11 protein-coding genes are annotated in these 18,627 nt (G+C 58.1%); 4 read left to right on the forward strand and 7 right to left on the reverse strand.

What is annotated here, in order from left to right; genetic code table 11:
* Positions 1-136 precede the first annotated feature (136 nt).
* Entirely contained in the window at positions 137-820 is a 684-nt protein-coding gene (locus tag CFB43_RS03660; RefSeq protein WP_089494141.1) for a DedA family protein, read from the forward strand.
* 80 nt (positions 821-900) lie between these two features.
* On the opposite strand, the gene CFB43_RS03665 is transcribed toward CFB43_RS03660, so the two are convergent.
* A complete protein-coding gene (locus tag CFB43_RS03665; protein ID WP_089494142.1) occupies positions 901-1,713 on the reverse strand; it encodes a mechanosensitive ion channel family protein in 813 nt (270 codons plus the stop codon).
* Positions 1,714-2,000: 287 nt separating this feature from the next.
* On the reverse strand, positions 2,001-3,833 hold the full coding sequence (locus CFB43_RS03670; protein WP_179254793.1) for an HAD-IIIC family phosphatase: 1,833 nt from the start codon (positions 3,831-3,833) through the stop codon (positions 2,001-2,003).
* 379 nt (positions 3,834-4,212) lie between these two features.
* On the opposite strand from CFB43_RS03670, the gene CFB43_RS38305 reads away from it, so the two are divergent.
* Positions 4,213-4,380, forward strand: coding sequence for a hypothetical protein (locus CFB43_RS38305; RefSeq protein ID WP_179254794.1), 168 nt, complete (start codon positions 4,213-4,215; stop codon positions 4,378-4,380).
* 27 nt (positions 4,381-4,407) lie between these two features.
* Here CFB43_RS38305 and CFB43_RS38310 read toward each other — a convergent pair whose 3' ends face one another.
* Positions 4,408-6,372 carry a GSCFA domain-containing protein gene (locus tag CFB43_RS38310; RefSeq protein WP_179254795.1) on the reverse strand — a complete coding sequence of 655 codons (1,965 nt, stop codon included), beginning with the start codon at positions 6,370-6,372 and terminating at the stop codon, positions 4,408-4,410.
* Between the two features lie 893 nt (positions 6,373-7,265).
* A complete protein-coding gene (locus CFB43_RS03680; RefSeq protein ID WP_089494144.1) occupies positions 7,266-8,066 on the reverse strand; it encodes an ABC transporter permease in 801 nt (266 codons plus the stop codon).
* 1,772 nt (positions 8,067-9,838) lie between these two features.
* Here CFB43_RS03680 and CFB43_RS03685 point away from each other — a divergent pair.
* Entirely contained in the window at positions 9,839-12,820 is a 2,982-nt protein-coding gene (locus CFB43_RS03685) for a glycosyltransferase (protein WP_089494145.1), read from the forward strand.
* A 59-nt stretch (positions 12,821-12,879) separates the two neighbouring features.
* Positions 12,880-13,785, forward strand: coding sequence for an NAD-dependent epimerase/dehydratase family protein (locus CFB43_RS03690; protein ID WP_089494146.1), 906 nt, complete (start codon positions 12,880-12,882; stop codon positions 13,783-13,785).
* A gap of 132 nt (positions 13,786-13,917) precedes the next feature.
* Here the strand turns inward: CFB43_RS03690 and CFB43_RS03695 are convergent, their stop codons facing one another.
* The 3 genes from CFB43_RS03695 to CFB43_RS03705 form a co-directional block, all read right to left on the reverse strand.
* Positions 13,918-15,348, reverse strand: a complete 1,431-nt coding sequence (locus CFB43_RS03695; RefSeq protein ID WP_089494147.1) for a mannose-1-phosphate guanylyltransferase/mannose-6-phosphate isomerase — start codon at positions 15,346-15,348, stop codon at positions 13,918-13,920.
* 74 nt (positions 15,349-15,422) lie between these two features.
* The gene (locus CFB43_RS03700; protein WP_089494148.1) at positions 15,423-17,471 is read right to left on the reverse strand and encodes a capsular polysaccharide biosynthesis protein; all 2,049 of its coding nucleotides are present in this window, start codon (positions 17,469-17,471) and stop codon (positions 15,423-15,425) included.
* On the reverse strand, positions 17,471-18,622 hold the full coding sequence (locus CFB43_RS03705) for a glycosyltransferase family 4 protein (RefSeq protein WP_089494149.1): 1,152 nt from the start codon (positions 18,620-18,622) through the stop codon (positions 17,471-17,473). Before CFB43_RS03705 ends, CFB43_RS03700 begins: the two co-directional genes overlap by 1 nt.
* Between the last annotated feature and the right edge of the window lie 5 nt (positions 18,623-18,627).

Below are 18,627 nucleotides of genomic sequence, written 5' to 3' on the forward strand. Positions count from 1 at the left end.
GCGACCGGCGGTTACGTTTTTTCACGGAGCCTTAAGGGAGTTTCGGTATCATGGGTCCGTAACACGCCCGGCCTTGACCGGTGGGCGCTTCAGCCTTTTCGGCCGTTCCGGCCCTATCGCCTTCGAGGAATCGCATTTGGATACGCTGCTTCATTTCGTCAACCTTGTCCTGCATATCGACGCCTTCCTCGGCGATTTCATCCGGCAGTACGGCGCGTGGGTTTATCTCGTGCTGTTCCTGATCGTGTTCTGCGAGACGGGGCTCGTCGTGTTTCCGTTCCTGCCCGGCGATTCGCTGCTGTTCATCGGCGGCGCGTTCGCGGCGACGGGCGAAATGAATGTCGGCCTGCTGATCGTGCTGCTGCTGGTCGCGGCGATTTCCGGCAATACCGTGAACTACCTGATCGGCCGCTGGGTCGGCCCGAAGGTATTCAATACGCATATCCCGGTGCTCGAGCGCTTCCTCGATCGCGCCGCGCTGCAGAAGACCCACTCGTTCTACGACAAGCACGGCGGCAAGACGATCGTGCTCGCGCGCTTCATTCCGGTCGTGCGGACGTTCGCGCCGTTCGTGGCGGGGGCATCGTCGATGAGCGCCGCACGTTTTCAGCTTTTCAACGTGATCGGTGCGCTGGTGTGGGTGCTGCTGCTCGTGCTGCTCGGCTATTTCTTCGGCAACATCCCGTTCATTCGCCAGTACCTGAACGTGATCGTGCTGGTCGGGATCGGAGCGGCGGTCGTGCCGGTCGCGCTTGGCGCGGTGTGGAAGCTGGTGCGGGGGAAGCAGTCGGATAATGCGCCGAAGGCGGGCGGGCGCTGAGCGGGAGCGTTTCGTTCTCGTCTCGGTGCAGTAAAAAAAGCGTGGCGGGTGCCACGCTTTTTTTTCGTCCGGCGACGCCGTTACGCGTTGCGATGCGAGATCGGGGTTTCGGGCGTCGGGTATTGCGCGTCGCGGAACGTCTCGATGATCACGCGGTTGGTGTCGCAATACACCTGCCAGTAGTTCTCGGGTGCCGTGGACGGGCGCACGAACAGCAGCGGGCCTTCCGGCGTGAACTGCAGCACGCCGACGTCCGGCGCCGGAGTGGTCAGCACGTTCGGGATCTGCTGGATCGACGTCTTCAGGCGGTTGATCGCGTCGACCGCATCGACGCTGTTCGCGATCTTCGCGGTCAGGTCGACGCGGCGGTGCGGCGTGGCACTGTAGTTCGCGATGTTGTCCGAGAAGATCTTGTTGTTGCCGACGATCGTCACGATGTTGTCGGGCGTGACGATCGTCGTGCCGAACAGGCCGAGCTCCTTGACCGTGCCCGTGACGCCGCCCGCGTTGATCACGTCGCCGATCTTGAACGGACGCAGCACCTGCATAAACACGCCTGCGGCGAAGTGCGCGAGCAGGCCGCCCCAGGCGGTACCGATCGCGAGGCCGAGGCCGGCGAGCAACGCGGCGAACGAGGTCGTCTGCACACCGAAGATCTGCAGGATCGCGAGGATCAGGAGGATCGTCAGCAGCACGCCGACGACGGACGTCAGGTAGTCGGTCAGTGTCGGGTCGACCTTGCCGCTGCGGCGCACGACCTTGCCGAGCAGGCGGGTACCGATGCGGATCGCCCAGCGGCCGACGAACCACAAGACGATCGCGGCGAGGAGGTTGAGGCCGAAGTCGAGACCGCGGGTCATCAGGAATTGCTGGGCTGTGGCGAGATCGATCATGCGTTCTCCGGATAGGGGATCGGGGCGCGATGTGCGCGTGGCTGCGCAGTTATACCGGTGCGACGGCGGCACAGCAACCGGGGCGAGTCGTTGGACTGTCAGGGATTGTCAGGGTAAATGATATTGGCAACCCGATGATCGTGAGGCGTTCGACAATTGCCTTCCCGGTGTCGATCAGATGGAAGCCGTGCCGACATGTCGCATGCGCGATCGTTCGCATGCTTGCTGACGGCGGTCGCGTCTAAACTCGAGAGACAACGCTCGACGGCACATCTCCTGTTGCGGAGTTAGACGGCGGTCGGCTCGGCGACCGAGAAGGTGACGTGCTGTGGCGCTGCGAGTCGCTGCTGGCGTGACAGAACCCATGTTCCAGGCGTTACTTCGGTGAAACCACATGTCGAATAGACCACTCGACCAAGCGCGTTCGCCGGTGTTTCGACGACGCGACCGACCGCATCGGAATGTGTGTGAATCGCCGACGTGATAGCGGCCAACAGGGATTGCTCGACACCGAGTCCGAAGACGCGGCAGCTCATGACATACTGTTCGATACGCTCGTTCTGCACGATCGCGACGGCGACGAGGCCGTAGTCCGTGTACTTGTCGATCACGTGTGCGACATGCATCATCGTGCCGGTATCGAATGCGCGAGCGCACTCGTCGAATGACCATCGGCGCCCCGTCGTATTGAACTGGTTGGATTTGTTGACCAATTCGAACGCACGCGTGAATCTGGCATCGCTTGTATTCGTCACGTGATGTACCGTTACCTTTACTTGCAGAGATTGCAGGAATTCATCGCGACTCATTTTCGCACGAGCATTTTCGCGCTTGATCTGAGCCTGAATCATTTCAGTGCGGCGGCCGGATTCGTCGGAGACGTGCGCAACCTGTGTTTCGCCGGACCAGAGAAGCACGCGGCGCAGACGATAGATATCGCTGCCGAGAACCCGCATGCCTGGAAACGCCTCTGCCACGGCGGCCCGCTCGACCGGATTGTCATCGATGAAGACAACGTTTCTCGGAAGCAGATTCGTTTCAGCGAGAATTTCCTGGACGTTTTCAACCTTTGTTTTCCAGTTAATCTTGATCGACGCGAAATCGGACATCGAGATCACGCCTCCGACGAAGCCCTCCGTACCCCACAATTCTCCGATGCGTTGTTCGTCGTTCTTGCTCGCGATGGCAAGCAAGATGCCGCGGCGTTTCAGGAATTGAAGGGCTTCGATGAAGCCGAGCGGATAGCCTTCGATGGCGTTGAAGCGAATACCCTCTTCGGCGATCACGCCTCGCCACAGCGTATCGTCGAGGTCGACGATGATGAGCTTGACGGAGTCGATTTGTCTCGCGGACGTGTACATCGCCCGCAGCTCATGCCATACGGCCGCGCAAAACTGGCTCGTCTTGACTTCGTATTGTTGACTATATTGCGCGGGCGGTTCGATGCGTTGACTGTCGAGTGGGTAGTCGAAATCGAAGATCATCGTGCCGTGCGCGTGCACCCAGATGCTGTCATCTTGAATGTATTTCTTGCCGATCGTCGCCGAAATGGAGTCGATGTCGATCGTGTAGGTATTTGGGCGTGCGGCAATCTCTTCGGCGATCAGTTCGTTCAGCTTCTCGGTGTAGAACACGGGATTGCGCAGATCGTATCGCGGCAACATGCGTCCCATGGCGTTCTGCTGAGGAACTAGGAAGTTCGCGACGAATGTCAGGATCTGCTGCGAATCGTTGTAGCTCAATGCGCCGCTCAGCAGTTGCAAAAGACGTTGTCGAGACTCGGTGAACGTATCGACGTAGCTCTGCGGATTCTGATAGTTCAGGTGTGCCGTCATCGTTTCCGGCGCGACGGTGCGCATTGGAAGCACGATGAGCTGAAATGCGTATTCTTCGATCGGATGCGGCGGGCTGGGCGGCAGCTGGCCTGCAAAATTGTAGGGGATGTAGTCGACTTTCGCGCCTTCGAATGCGAACGCGGCGTAGGGCGCGAGCAATTCCGAGAAACATGACCCGATAACCAGTATTTTCGATGCACCGTGCCGGCTGATGGAAAGATCGTTGGGTACGCGATGCAGCCAGTCGTCGAGCGGTTGTGCTGCGGGAGACGTGGTTTCTGTCATGAGTGGATCCACCTCGTCAGATGATGGCATCGAAGCATGTAAGGGAACCGGGCTTCCAGCGACGGGGGAAAATCCAAGCTGGATCGACGTGTTTGGCGGTGAGCGGACCGGCAGTGCGTCGCTACGGCCGCATCCATTCTTGTAGCGCCGCCGAATGGCGAAAATGTGAACCCGGATGCGTCGTCGCTCGATTTCCTGTCAAATCGGCACGCGTCGCCCATGACACAGCATCCGGGATCTCACGGCGAATGATGTTCGCCAACCTGATATACACCATGTGCGACATATGATGCAACCACGATGCGGAGGGAGCGGATGTAGTGCCAGAAGCCATCCTGGTCGGCGCCGGCCCCGATGCTGCAAGTCGAAAGAGGGGGGAATGACTGATGAGGTACGCGTTGCGCGAAGAAAACAACGCGATGAAAGCGGACTCGACGCGTTCCATGCGTTGATTGTGGCGCGCAGGCCTTATTGCTTGCCTGCGGAAGATTCGGTGAGCGAGTGCGATGCGGACAGCGTCGAGCCGGGCAAGGAAGCGGCGCCATAGCGACGCGCCCTTGCCCTTAAGAGAAGCTCAGCCGACCTGGAAGTTTGCGATCGCTTCTTCGTCACAGACGACGCCTGTAACGTTGCGATGCAGGGGAGCTGGCTCGTCGGCTGCCGTCGTTGCGGGCCGCTCGACAGGCGCCGCGCCGGCCTGATGCGTTTCGCCGCCAGCATAGTGTTTCATGAATAGCCGCATTACATGTGCTACACCCGCATCGGTCACCGTACGAAGGTCGTCATCGAAGTACGCGCCGCGATTGTAGTTGCCGGTGATCACTTCGAACGACGGGAAGTAGCCAACGTGGGCATGCGCAGTGCTCAGCTCTTCCGCCGCAACACGCAGTACCGACTTGCTGTACGTTGTCGCCGTCAGTGCATGCTTCGGTTCGTATGTTGCGATCAGCGGCACCGGCGACACGGTCAGGATCACTCGGCATGTCGGATTGATGACGCTGAGCATGCCGATGAACTCGTTCATGTCCGCAATCACTTCGGCTGCCGAGAAATTGACGAACTCGTATTTGTCGCTATCCATTGACCCGCCAGCGACGCCCGGTGCGAGCGGGAAAATCGCCCCGTCGGATTTCGCGCGCCATGACTCGGTAAGCCCCAGCGTGAATACGAACACGTCCATCTGCTCGAGCATGGTACGAACAGCTGCGAAGTGTTCGGCGCGTGATGCAACGAGTTCCTCCTCCGAACCGAAACCCTCAGGCTCGATCTGCGGGCGGAACGGATCGACGAAGCGCCCGTCTTTTCGTTGCCACATCTGGTCGTGAGGTACGAATTCACCGCTTACACGCTTGAGAAGTTGCACGAGCTGGCGTGCCGTGTAAATGTTGCCGTAGCGCGCCGAGAATACGCCAAAATTACGGCTCGCGGCCTGTTCTTTCGTTGACCCCTCGGGCGCTTGCTCCGGGATGAAGTAGTTGAAGCCATTGGCGCTCAGCGTACGCGCGATGTGTTGCGCAAAGCAACTGCCAGCAGTCGCGACCTTCTGGTCTTGTGCGACCAAAAACTTGCCGGACACGACCGGATCGACCTCGGTCGCCGCCGGTGTTGCAACACCCTTTTTCCAGAATTGATGGTCTGGCAGGTTGCGATACGGATTCGCGAAAGCGTCGGCCGCCGGTTCCGTCAACCGTCGATCAAACTCGGCAAGATAGAAATTCACCGGCATGATCGAATCCCGGTCGAATTGCTGGTAAGTTGCAAGCGACCCATCGATGAACGCGCGCAGACCGATGACACCGTTCGGCTCAACCTGCTTGAACGCGTAATCTCCTGACTCGGGGTAGGACGTTGCTTCCGCGACCTCCGGATAAATCGGCCAGATCGGCAGCAATGCGAGCGGATCGTGAGCGTACCGTCCGGGATTCTGATTGATCACGGGCACGCCGAGGCGTTCCAGAACTGCGCGTGCAACATCGGCCACCGTCGACAGTGTCGGATGGTTGTACGTGTGCATAAAGCAGCCGCTGCGCAACCATTTGTCGACGGCACCCTGCAGATTCAGGCCGGTCGCCGCAATTTCTTCTCGCAGCGCCCTTTCGGCATGCGACCAGGCGTTCAGGTATCCGAGCTTCCGGAAAGTCTCACGCGTGAACCGCGCTTCGATCTCGTCTGCAGACAGGCCGCGCAGATAGCCATGAACCACGAGCGACGAGTTGTAATGCATCATCGGGCCCTGAATTGCCTCGGGAACGTCGCTGCCGATGCGCTTCCCTTGCAGATAGGTCATGTCAGGGTGATGGCCGACGAATGCCAGATCCGGGAAGAGCACCAGCTTGTCGCGCGGCATGTCCGCCATGTGCTGTTCGATGAATCGCTGCCCGATGACAACGTCGTATTCCTGGAACAGCCACGGCACCGTCACCGAACCATCCGACAGCGTCGTCAGCAGGAAAAACTGCGGCTCCAGCGTTCCGCTCATCTCGCGCATGCAAGCCGCGAGACTGGCTCCTTGGCAATTCGAAATGATTGCAATTTTCACAGACCAATACCTCGAACATTAAAACCGCCGTTCATCGCGGAACGGCCGCATGTTTGAAAAACGAGCAACAGCCCGGCATATCGCCGATCGATGTTGCAAAATTCACGCAAGTCGATTCTTGCAAAACAAACTATTGTTCCTGAACTCCCTCTTGTGCGGTCGGCTGGCTTCTCGAGGTTGAGCGATGTCGCGTCGTGCGTGCCTTCATTGGGGGGGGCTACGAGATATAGTCTTTAATGCGCTCGAATCACGTCCATCAAACTGCCCGGGTACAATTGAGCACGGCCTGCCGGATCCATTTCTGTCGAAACGTAAGGTCCGCCGTGACTGCCGAGCCTATCAAGAGAGCCATAATACACGGTAAGGACTGAAAGTATGTGGCATGGAATTCAGGCTGCATATTTGCTCGTCGAGACAGGACTTTTCTCGCTGTTTCGCGGATCCAAAGGCTGATCGTCACGTCGCTGACACACACTGTTCTGCTTCCGTGCCGGTGCGGGATGGGTTGACCAAGTTCTTCGCGAAGCGTACAGGCCGGAAACCGCGAGTCCATGTCCATCGGGACGCCGCGCGGTTGGTCGCTTGGTGTCGTGTGTCCTGACGATCGATGGGCTCGTCAGCGCGGTGAAGCGTGGCTCCATGGTCGACGCAGTGAAGCCGTGCGCGGCGGGGAAAGGCGCAGGTGTGTTCGTGGCCGCGGTGTGACGCAGCGCACATGTGATGCGGCCTGGTCATACGCGCTCCGGTCTCGATGCAGTGCAGTTCTTCGATTAGGAAATGGTCCGCGCTGGATATCTGCCGGCGAAGGTACAACAGTGCTCACGAGCGCCGGGGGCGCGAAATGTTTTGATTGGTGGCGCGTGCCCCGGCATCGCGTAGAGATTACCGATAGCTCAATCGGGCTGCACTCTCTTTCCCGCTTCGCGCGTGAAGAACAAGCCGACGAACAGCAGTGTCGCGTCGACGAATACCATGTACGTAATATCGTAATGCGTCTTGACGACGGATCCGAAAAAACCGGCGCGCAGCATTTCGGTGCCATTGACCATGGGCACGAGAAGTGCATATTTTTGCCACGCCTCGGGGAGCCATTCGACCATAAAGGCCGAGCCGGAAAGCGGAAAAACCAGATAGGCGATCGTGTGCCAGAGCCGCTCGACCATTTCGCTCCGCTCGGTAAGCGATCCAATCGTCAGCGCCAATCCTGCCCCGAAAATGGAAAGATATACCCATCCAGCCAAGACAAGCGAGATGTCCTTCGGAGGATCCATCCAACCGACAATGATATAGATGACGCTCAGAATAATGCACGACATCGTAGCGCCGGAGATTTCGAGCAGAATGCGTGCCCAGAAAAAATCCACGACGCGAACGTTGCGGTGATAGAGCAGGCTCTGGTTCGGCAAGATCGCCAGCGCACATCGAGTGGTGCAGTTTCGCCAGACAAGAACGGCCGAATAGCCGGTCAATGCGAACGCAGTAATCGAAATGGATGCGACGTGTTCGGCCTTGACCAGGTTCCATAGCGTCGTGACGCCGACTGTAAATGTCATCGGCTCCAGAAAAATCCACAGGAAGCCTACATTGTGGCGGCCATAGCGTGTCAATATTTCCCGCATCAGCAACGCGCTGATGACGCGTAGCTGAATGCTGATCGATCGGATCAGCGGCGTATTGTGCTGAGATTCAATCATGTGAGCTTAAAGGTTTCTAGAGTGCCGGCGAAGTGGGGCAACCGTGCGACTGAAGGGGCGCCTCTGCAAGGCTGGCAATCGGTGATGCGGTACTTCTTGCTTTCCACGCTGTCCTCGAACACGTCGACGCATTCTTTCAGAATTGGAAGCGATGCCGTGGTGACTTCGGGCACTGTGCAACCGACTGTGGCCAGTGGCCCATTGCCCTGATGGTGTCAGGAACCTGCTTTGGCGTCGTCCCGTACCAAGAATCCGGTCGAGAGTATATATGGAACGCATGGCCGCATGCACGAATACGATGTGTTTGAATCGCCCCGGGATGCGTGCGGAGGTGCGAACAACCGGCTGTCCATTCGCCGCATTCGTGTGTGGTGAACACGATGACCTGGCTGACGATGAGTGGGGGTGACAAGGTGGCAGGGGTAGGGGGGGCTGTGAGTATCGCGCGCCGCTCGTTGTGTGCCGCCAGGGTGCCGGTCGGATGCACGTTGTTTCGCTGCGTTTGAAATTTGCCTTCGCTTTCGGACAGGGCATACATCGTCATTGTCGTGTCCGATGCGCAAGCGTCGGGTGATGGATCTCCGTGCGATCTGCGTCTTAACCACAATCGTTGAATGGCGGAAAGTCCATTCGGGTATTGAGGTCACGAGGCTTTGTGGCATGTTTTAATCATGCCGTGCCCACACGAGAGCAAATCAAGCCAGCTGCATTTCGCTGGTTAAGTTGAGAGGTATGGAGTGTGGGTGCGTGAAGGGGCGCATTCGAATTTTTCTATCGCAAACAGTCGCATTAATGGAATGAACCGTATTGATTGCTCGTTGTCGGTGATTTGACAATCCGTCGGATCGTAAATTTCTTGCCGAAGGATGTCGATAAATCGGCCTTTTGCTGATTTCAATGTGGGAATTTTATTAATTTTAACGTTTGTCGACGATTCGATTTAAATGATGGATTGGTAAGGCGTGCCGCATGCCTTCTGTCGCAATGTGAATTTGGCGCAAACGCTTGCGTTGCGATTCGAGTGACGTCGGTGGGTTGTCTTGATGGGGCGCCAACGTAACGGTAGCGCTGGATATGTGCCGGATCACCGAGGGTTCGGTGCCTTGAGGTCTCGTGCCATCAGTTCCGGGTGCCGTCCCGGCTGGTTTTAACAATGTGACCGTCCGGTTCGGGTGGATTCGATCCGACCGCTCACGGCGGCGCAATAGAGGGCTCGTGCCGATGTCGACGTGCTTTTAGAGCCTGGCAAAGAATCTCGATCCCGCGTGACGCAACTTTGTATTTGTGCTGCAAATTGTGGAGGGCTGTTGCGCGGATGGTTCGGAATTCAAGTAAATTTCACTTGCGCGGTATTCGACGTCGAGTGCGTGATTTATAATTGCCGATCGCTGCTGGCAGGGGTAGATGTGCGTGCCGGCCTCGACAACGGATTTTCCCGGTTTTGCTTCCAGCATCAGGCCGTGATGCTCGACGCGGCAGCTTCGTCTGGTGTCAAGCTGCGGATGCCAGCGGATTCGCGTTGACGAGCCGGGACGGCGGATGTGGCTACTGTGCGCAAGGCGCGCAACTCCTCGAGACGGACAGTGGTGAGAGAAAAGGCGCAGGACGGGCGGCGTTTGAGGGTTGATAAGAGAGTCACCTGTTTTGAATTTATTGATTTCGTATGCGGAGCACGCCATATAAATGAGATCGAATTAGAGGGTAATGGGTCGTGCTCAATTTCGGTTTGTTGCTAATCCCAGTGGTGTCGCTTCGAATTTGGTGAACTCTTGATGAATATGAATGTCGCAGGCCTGCTGCGGGCCGATGGTGAAGATTTTGTTCGTAGCGCCTATCTTTCGTTGCTGTGTCGTGAACCTGATGAAGGCGGAAGGGCTCACTATCTGGAGCGCTTGAATTCAGGTGTGCCGAAGGAGCGTATCCTCGCTGAATTGTATTTGTCGACGGAAGGTCAACAGAAGAGCGTTCGTATCGATGGTATGGACGATGTGGTGGCCACGTATCGGCGCACTTCCTTTGCGCCATTCAAATTCCTGAGCAAGCTTTTTTCTTCTAATGCATCACCGTCGCTTTCCGCAGCGGTTGCACCGTTGGTTCGTGTTGCAGATGCCCACCTCGATGCACCGAGCATGCCGGTGCACGAGACTGCCGTCGCGCAGGTCGAGCCCAAGCCGGTCATTCCCATTCCGGTCGTGGCGCCGCGCGACGAGCCGGCAGTGTGGATGGACCTGACCGCGACGATGGAGTGGCGTGGCGGTGTGGTGGGTATCATTCGTGCGGAACTCGAGGTCGCGCATGGGTTGAAAAAGGTGCATCCGGGCATTCGCTTTTCCATGCAGCGGGGCGGCGGCTTTATTGAAATCCCGCAAGAGAAGATGCAGTGGTTGTTCGATGCCGATAACGTTGCGGAAACCTATATTCGTACGGTCGGCGCCCAGATTTCGAGCGAGCAAAATGACACGTCCGGCAGTCCCTGTCTGGCGGAGGTCCTGAACCTTGCTGCACCCGACAACGTTCCGTTCTTCCATCCGTATATCGCTGGCGATGCGATCTTCTCGTGCGGCTGGATCACGAGCCAGAAGGAAGCCTATTTCTCGAGGCTCAAGAACGAATGTCCGGGCGTGTATCTGTCGTATCTCGTCTACGACGTCATTCTGTTGCGCAAGGGAACGAGCCATCTGTACGACAAGCAGACGCGTGACCAGTTCGCGCAGTATCTTGAGTGGGTGGCGGAAAACGTCGATTTCATCCTATACGGTGGGCAGACGGCCCAGCGCGATGCGACGGAAATCTTCAAGGAGCGTGGCTGGCGCGTTCCGCACAGCGACTTCATCAAGCTGGGGTCGGACATTACGCGTGCGAAAGGCACGCAGGACGACCGGACCATCCTGCGTGATATCGGTATAACCGGACCGTATCTGATTACCGTGGGCTCGATCGAGCCACGCAAGAATCACGACACGATTTATCGGGCTTACCTCATGGCGCTCGAGAAGGATCCGCGCAAGGTTCCGCAGTTGGTGATCTGCGGCAAGCCGTGGTGGTCGGAGGATCTGCTGGATGCGCTCAATCGCGATCCGCGTCTCAAGGGGGTGATCATTCGATTGTCCCCGACCGACGAACAACTGGCCGCGCTGTATCGAAATTGTCTTTTCACCCTGTTGCCCAGCCTGTACGAAGGTTGGAGTCTGACGCTTCCCGAGAGCCTCGATCAGGGCAAGTTCTGCATTGCGAGCGATAACCCTCCGTTGCGCGAAGTGGGGCGTGACCTGGTCGAATATGTTTCGGCTTGGGATGTTGCGACCTGGGCGGAAAAGATCGTGTTCTACGCGAACAACACGCAGGCACTGCTGCAGCGTGAATCGCGGATCTCGAAGGAGTGGACCAAGACGACGTGGCTCGATACCTCCCGCATGATCCGGAGCAAAATCGCGAACCATCAGGCGAGTCATCCGGCCGCGCACGCTGAGCCGTCGATCTGGATGGATCTGACCACGACGTATCTGTATTGGCACGGCGGTGTGCAGGGCATCATCCGAGCCGAACTTACTTACGCGCGGTATTTGCACGAGTTGGCGCCCAATACGCATTTCTTTGCCTGCCACAACGGCTTGATGTTCGAAATCTCGTCGGATAATCTCGCGTGGTTGTTCAATAGCGATGACCTGGCGACGTCTTACCGGCACTTCCACGAGTTCTACAAGGAACATGAAGCCGACGGAACCGGCTGCCGTCATCCGTTCGCGCATGGTGCAGGCCCTGATCATCCCAGTGTGCTGCGAGAGTTCCCGGACAATTCGATCGTGTTTTTCGCGGCGATCGACTGGAATCCGTCGCACGAGATGGCGCGATCCCATCAGGCGGTGCAGCTGGCGCGTCAGAAGAAGAACGTGACGGTTTCCCAGCTCATCTACGACTTCACGCCGATGCTGATTCCGCACCATCACATGAAGGAAACCGCAGACGCATACGAGCCTTTCATCAAGTATTCGTCGGAAAACTTCGATCATCTCGTCTACGGTGGTCAGACGGCGCGACGCGACGGCATTTCGTTCCAGAAGACGCATGGTTGGCCGACGCCTCCCAGCGATTACGTCGAATTCGGCTCGGACATTTCCGAGGCGGACGTCGTGTCGACGCGCGCAAGCGCTTCCGCGGATGCGGCGGTGCTGCAGAGACTCGGTGTCGCATCCCGGTTCATCATCACGGTTGGGACGCTGCAACCTAGAAAGAATCAGGAAATGCTCTATAAGGCGTATGTCACGCTACTGGAGCAAGGACACGAGGCGGAATTGCCTCAGATGCTGTTCATCGGCGGAAAAGGGTGGAACTCGGATGACTTCCTGAAAGTCTTCTCGGAGGATGAGCGAATCAAGGGCAAGATTTTGCTGCTCCGGCCGACTGATGCTGAACTGAATGTGCTCTATCGACATTGCCTCTTTACGCTGCTCCCGTCTTTCTATGAGGGATGGAGTCTGACGTTGCCGGAAAGCCTGAGTTACGGGAAATTCTGCTTGACGTCCGACTGCGATCCGCTGCGTGAAACAGGGCGGGATCTGGTCGAGTACATTAACCCGCTCGATACCTATCGCTGGGCCGAGCGAATCCTCCACTACTCGACTCATCACGAAGAAGTCGCTGCATGGGAAGACCGAATTCGTCACGGTTGGAAGTCGAGGACGTGGCGTGAATCGACCGAGATGCTGCTTGAATCGCTCCGTCGTGCACACATCGAGCGCGGCGCGAAGAGATAAACGGTGGCTGCTTCGAGGCTGCCCGCTTGAGGCGGCCTCCACTACGAATTCACGACGAAATGGCAACGATACTCATCACCGGCATCACGGGCTTCATCGGAACGCATTTGGCGGCGCATCTTACCCGCCAGGGACATCGGGTTGTCGGTACGACGACTGGCACGTCGGACAACGCCATGCAGTGCAGTCTCCACGACTACGAGCAAGTGGCTTCCGTTGTTCGAACGGTCGATCCGGACGTACTAATTCATCTCGCAGCGTTGTCGTCCGTGACGAGCGGCACGACGATGCAATACTACGAAACGAACGTCCTGGGCACGGAGCACGTATTGAAGGCCATCGACAGCCTCGGTGGGCGGCGGCGCATCATGTTTTCCAGCACAGCGGGTGTTTACGGGAATCAGAACACCGAAATCCTGACGGAAAATTTGACGCCGAAGCCCGTGAGTCATTACGGTATCAGCAAGCATGCCGCCGAGTGCCTCGTCATGAATTATCGCGACAAGCATGACATCACGATCTTGCGGCCGTTCAATGTTGTGGGGACGGGCCAGAACGCGGATTTCATCGTGCCGAAGCTCGTCAATCACTTTGCGAAGAAGGCGCCTTCGATCCGATTGGGCAATCTCGATCCGGTGCGTGACTATATCGATGTCGATGTCTGCTGCCGCATGATTGCCGATGTGCTCGATAAGTCCGCTTCTTTCGGTGAAGTGCTGAATGTTTGCGCCGGCTCTGGCAAATCAGTCAGGGATCTACTCGAAATCATGACCCGGATATCCGGTCACGAGATCGACGTCGTGTCGGCGCCGGAATTCATGCGCAAGAACGAGGTGATGCGCTTGCTGGGCGATCCCGCGAAGATCAACGCCATTTTGCCTGCGCGCGATAATACCAATGATCTGGAGAAGGTGATCGGCGAGATGCTGTCGGACGCCAGGAACCGATTGAAGGGCGTGCAGTGACGTGCTTTCGCTCGCCATAGGGCGAGTGGCCATTCATTCGTGACAAGCCGGTGTAGTGCGAATGGTGGTGGTAAGTGAAAACGGCGCATCGTGAGATGCGCCGTTTTATTTTTCGCCGTGCGAATCGTGCGATTACTTTTGTGCGACGCGGCCGTAGGTATCCTCGAAGCGTACGATGTCGTCCTCGCCGAGGTACGGGCCGGACTGGACCTCGATCAATTCGAGCGGAATCTTGCCAGGGTTCTGCAGGCGATGTGTCGCGCCGAGCGGGATATAGGTCGACTGATTTTCGGTAAGCATGATTTCCCGATCCGCATTGGTTACCAGGGCGGTGCCTTTCACGACGATCCAGTGCTCTGCCCGATGGTGGTGCATCTGCAGGCTGAGTTGCGCGCCGGGATTCACGACGATGCGCTTCACCTGAAAGCGGTCGCCCTGATCGATGCCTTCATAGGATCCCCAAGGACGGACGACGCGTCGATGCGTGACTGATTCCTGGCGGCCTGAAGCGTTGAGTTGTTCGACTACCTTCTTCACGTCCTGCACGCGATCGCGATGTACGATGAGCACCGCGTCTGCCGTTTCGACGACGACGATATTCTCGAGACCGATCGCGGCGACCATCCGATGCTCCGCGCGAATATACGAATTCTTTGTCGCGTCGGAGAATACGTCGCCGATCAGGGTGTTGTCGTCACTGTCTTTGTCGGCCAGGTCGGCCAACGCTCCCCAGGTGCCGATATCATTCCAGCCCAGATCCGTCGTTGCGATCACGGCCGCGCGATCGGTTTTCTCCATGACGGCGTAGTCGATCGAATCGTTCGGGCTCAATGCGAAGGCCTGTGCATCAAGGCGAACGAAGTCGTTGTCATGTTGTGCCTGTTCGAGGGCCAGTGCCGTCTGCGTGGCGATGTCAGGCGCATAGCGCTTGATCTCGTCCAGGTAGGTCGAGGCTTTCAGCATGAACATGCCGCTGTTCCAGTAGTACTCTCCGGATTTCACGAAGCTTTCGGCCGTTTGAGCATCGGGTTTCTCAACGAATGCGTCGACCGAATAGATCGGTTTGCCGTCGGCGAGGGCGGCGCCACGGCGGATATAGCCAAATCCGGTATGCGCGCTTTCCGGCGTGATGCCGAAGGTCACCAGATGATTGTCTTTGGCGATCGATGCGGCATGCTGGGCCGCCTTGATGAACGCGGGCTCATTCAGGATTGCGTGATCCGACGGTAATACGAGCAACAGGGCGTCTGGATTTTTCCTGACTGCCATATGTGCCGCGACCGCAATCGCGGGAGCGGTATTGCGGCCGATCGGCTCGAGGACGATCGACGACGGCGTTACGTCGCATTGACGGAGTTGCTCCGCGACAAGAAAGCGTTGTTCGCTGTTTGTCAGGATGATCGGGCGTTCGGTATTGGGAAGATGCTGCAGTCGAATGGCGGTTTGCTGAAGCAGCGTCTGCTCGCCGGTGAGCTTCAGATATTGCTTCGGGTAGCCGCCGCGCGACATGGGCCAGAGCCGCGTGCCGCTGCCGCCGCAAAGAATAACGGGAAATATGGTCATCGAAAATCTCGGAGGTGGTTATGTAAAATTTATGACACTCAAACGGCTGGCAGCAGCGTGTCACTATGAATTAGTTAAGGGTCGTGATATCCGGTTCGTGACTGCGTCGTGCGAGCGAGCCGCCAGTGAATGTGGCTTAATGCGTTGTAGCACCATCTGAATATTTTCAATGCCGTGCGCTGGCGATTTTTCCCGGCCGATATAAGCGGTCTCTCTATGAGAGGTGCCAACTGTAACGCCACAGCTTCAGGCGTAGTATAAAGCTTTGTCTGCCAATGCCAATATATCGGATATCGTAATAATGCTCCTGCGACCAGCATGTCGAGCGTTAGCGTGCGTTTGCGCCATGGTTGTGGGCTGATGGCGTCGTTCGTCAGGCCCCAGCCGGCGTAAAACGGCAGGCCATAGGTAAATACGGCCTTGTGGCGCAACAAGGCGTCGAATCCCGTCAGGGAGGAGAGCGTATGTACTTCGTCCACCTGCTCGATCAGCGACACGATGTCCGAAGTGACATCGATCACATCTGCATGCCCGTCGACGTCGATCGCGCCGATCCGGTTGCCGGACAGTACGTCCGGGTGCGGCTTGTAGACGATGAACGCGTTGGGGCGCTGCGCTCGGACTTCTGCAAGCAAGCCTTCCGCGGTGTTGATGGCGCGAGTTCCCAGCCGTATCGATGCGTCGTCGGCGACCTGTCCGGGTACCAGTACCACGCGTTGGTTGCGCGGTGCCTGCCATTCGGGGCGGCGCCGGCCAAGGTTGTACTTTGTGATTCCGAGGCGAACAATCGTTTCGCGAAGCGCGGCTGCACGGGCGAGTTCCGTATCGTCGAACGGGCACTCGTTGAGAATCCGTGTAAGGTCGCTTGGGGTGCTCGGATCGAAGTACAGGCCGGAATGATCGATTACCTGACTGTAAGGGGGGGTCATGTCCGACCCGAGACCGGCTGAATGAATGAACCCGTCTTCGATTCGATGTCGCGTCACGTCGTCGGGAATGCGGTCGGCCTGACGCGCGCCCCAAAGTACAGCGCTTGCACCGATACGAAGCCGTTCCGGCGAATTGCTCCAGCGCAATGTCCCGCCGCCGGCAGTCAGATAAGGCGTTGCCAGCCTGCGTTTCCACCATTGAAAGCGCAATCCGTACACATCTTTCATGTCGGCGAAGCGCGCACGTACGTGGTGTTGCAGCTCGATTGCATCGAGCGTGCTCTCGAGTGTGCCGGTTTGACCGGGTGACGTGTCCAAATAATGCGAAAACCGCAGAAAGGCAGCGTGGAACAACAACGGGAGCGTCGGGCGGGCAGTGCGGGACGCGAACGTCAGGTTATCGTAGGTCAATCCCCAGCCGGCGTAGTATGGTCGTCCGAACACGTGGAGTGGCGTACCAGCCAGCAGCGCGCCAAAGCCTTCCGATGCGCTAACGACATAGACATGCTCGAAGTGTTCGAGTATCGCGGTGAGCGAATAAGACGGGGGCAAGCGCGGGAGGTCGCTCGATATTGCCCGGGATGCCTGCGACAACCATCGGCCTTGCCCCGCATCGGATGTTGGCGCGAGCCAGAGTTCGGCGGCCGGGTGCGCACGGCGGGCGGCATCTATCATCGCGCGAAAGGCGTCGACACGTGCTGACGCTCGTTCGCGAGGACCGGCCGCACTCCTTTCGCGTTCGTCTATCAGCAATATGCGGTGCGCCGGGCCGCCGGAGGCGAGTGCTTGCGGGAGTGTCGCTGCGCGCTGGCGAAGGTGCAATGCATCGCTTGTCAGCATGCGGCGCATCAGACGATCCGCTTCGGCAGCGTCGAAATCGGCGGCGCCGGATGCGAACCATTGGTTCATTGCGGTTGCGACTGGATCGCAACCCGTGGCTGCCATCGGCAGGCAGAACCATGAAAGGGGGGGCGCGTTGCGTGTATCGCGCGCCGGAAGCGGCCCGGGCCATGCCTGCCATCCAGCCGCGCCGGCCGCGCGCGCAATCCTGACGCACCATGCTCCGAGGGTCTCTCGGGGCCACAGATATCGAGTCCGGCCCAATAGCCATCCGAGCAGGCGTCTACCTTGTCTGAGATAGCGCGGGTCGCTGACCGTCGGGGGGGGCGGCGAAGTCCGATTGAGGGGGTGCATTAGTCCAGCGCCGCGATGAATCTGTCGACCGCAGCGAAATGCGCATCCCACGTTGGTCGTTGAAATCGCTTAACGCGTTGCAATTGATCCGAGCGCTCGATGCTGTTTGGTGCCGAATAGGCCATGATGCGTGCGATCCAGCCTGGGCCATCCAGCGGGTCGAGGTAATCGGGCACGTCGCCGGCGACTTCCGTGAAGACTCCCAGGTTGCTTGCGATGACGGGGATCCGTGACGATAGTGCTTCGACGAGCGGCATGCCGTAGCCTTCCGCAAATGACGGGAACAACAGTGCTCGCGCATGTTGAAGCCAGCCGTGGAGCTGATCGTCGGTGCAGTTTGCCTCTTCGATAACGACGTTTCGAATACTCTCGCAACGTTCGAGCATGTCGATCACGTTTTCGCATTCCCAGCCGCGCCGACCAATGATGATGAGCTTTGGCGCTGCGTCGCCGTATTTTTCTGCAAGCTTGCGCCATACGTGCAGAAGGAACCAGTGGTTCTTACGTGGTTCGATCGTGCCGAGCATGACGAAGTAGGGCGTATCGAGCGGTGCGGGGCGAGAGGGATGGATCAATACGCCTGGCGCGAGATGGGCGACGACGCATGGGGGAAGCGCAAGGCCGGCACGCTGGGCCTCGTCCTCGATCGCGTGCAGTGTGTCGTGTGAATTGGCGATCAGGCCTTTAGCCAGTTGCAGCGCAGTATGAATCCGTGTCCGATGGATATCGGCAATGCCCGGTCGACAATACTCGGCGTGCGTCAGGGGAATCAGATCGTGCACCATGAAAACCGGGTGCGCGTTGCGTTTTTGCATCGCCCGGTAGTATCGGGGGAATTCCATGCCGCTATGGCTCGTATGCAGCAGGACCGCGTGCTCGAATCGTTGCGGGTGCGTCGCCGTGACGAGTGCGCGTGCAATGAGCGATCGCGTGGCCCAAGGTTTTCGCGTTGAAGTCGACAATCGGGAGAACAACCACTGCGAATGGCTTTCCGACAAAACGGCGGAATAGCCGCGTTCGCTCAATACTGCGCGCGCCTGCCCGCCATATCTTTGTATATAGGCGAGGCCTACTCGATCGACGCCCGTGGGGAGCGTGCCCTCCTGGAGTCGCGTGACGAGGCGTGTGACGTCAAGGAGTATGGTTGTCACGCGAA

This window comes from Burkholderia sp. AU15512 (assembly GCF_002223325.1).
Taxonomy (GTDB): domain Bacteria; phylum Pseudomonadota; class Gammaproteobacteria; order Burkholderiales; family Burkholderiaceae; genus Burkholderia.

Bases quoted from the DNA above. Each gene is read 5' to 3' on its own strand.
- CFB43_RS03665 (WP_089494142.1), bottom strand. From the start codon at position 1,713: ATGATCGATCTCGCCACAGCCCAGCAATTCCTGATGACCCGCGGTCTC.
- CFB43_RS03670 (WP_179254793.1), bottom strand. From the start codon at position 3,833: ATGACAGAAACCACGTCTCCCGCAGCACAACCGCTCGACGACTGGCTG.
- CFB43_RS38305 (WP_179254794.1), top strand. From the start codon at position 4,213: ATGACTGATGAGGTACGCGTTGCGCGAAGAAAACAACGCGATGAAAGC.
- CFB43_RS03680 (WP_089494144.1), bottom strand. From the start codon at position 8,066: ATGATTGAATCTCAGCACAATACGCCGCTGATCCGATCGATCAGCATT.
- CFB43_RS03685 (WP_089494145.1), top strand. From the start codon at position 9,839: ATGAATATGAATGTCGCAGGCCTGCTGCGGGCCGATGGTGAAGATTTT.
- CFB43_RS03690 (WP_089494146.1), top strand. From the start codon at position 12,880: ATGGCAACGATACTCATCACCGGCATCACGGGCTTCATCGGAACGCAT.
- CFB43_RS03695 (WP_089494147.1), bottom strand. From the start codon at position 15,348: ATGACCATATTTCCCGTTATTCTTTGCGGCGGCAGCGGCACGCGGCTC.
- CFB43_RS03700 (WP_089494148.1), bottom strand. From the start codon at position 17,471: ATGCACCCCCTCAATCGGACTTCGCCGCCCCCCCCGACGGTCAGCGAC.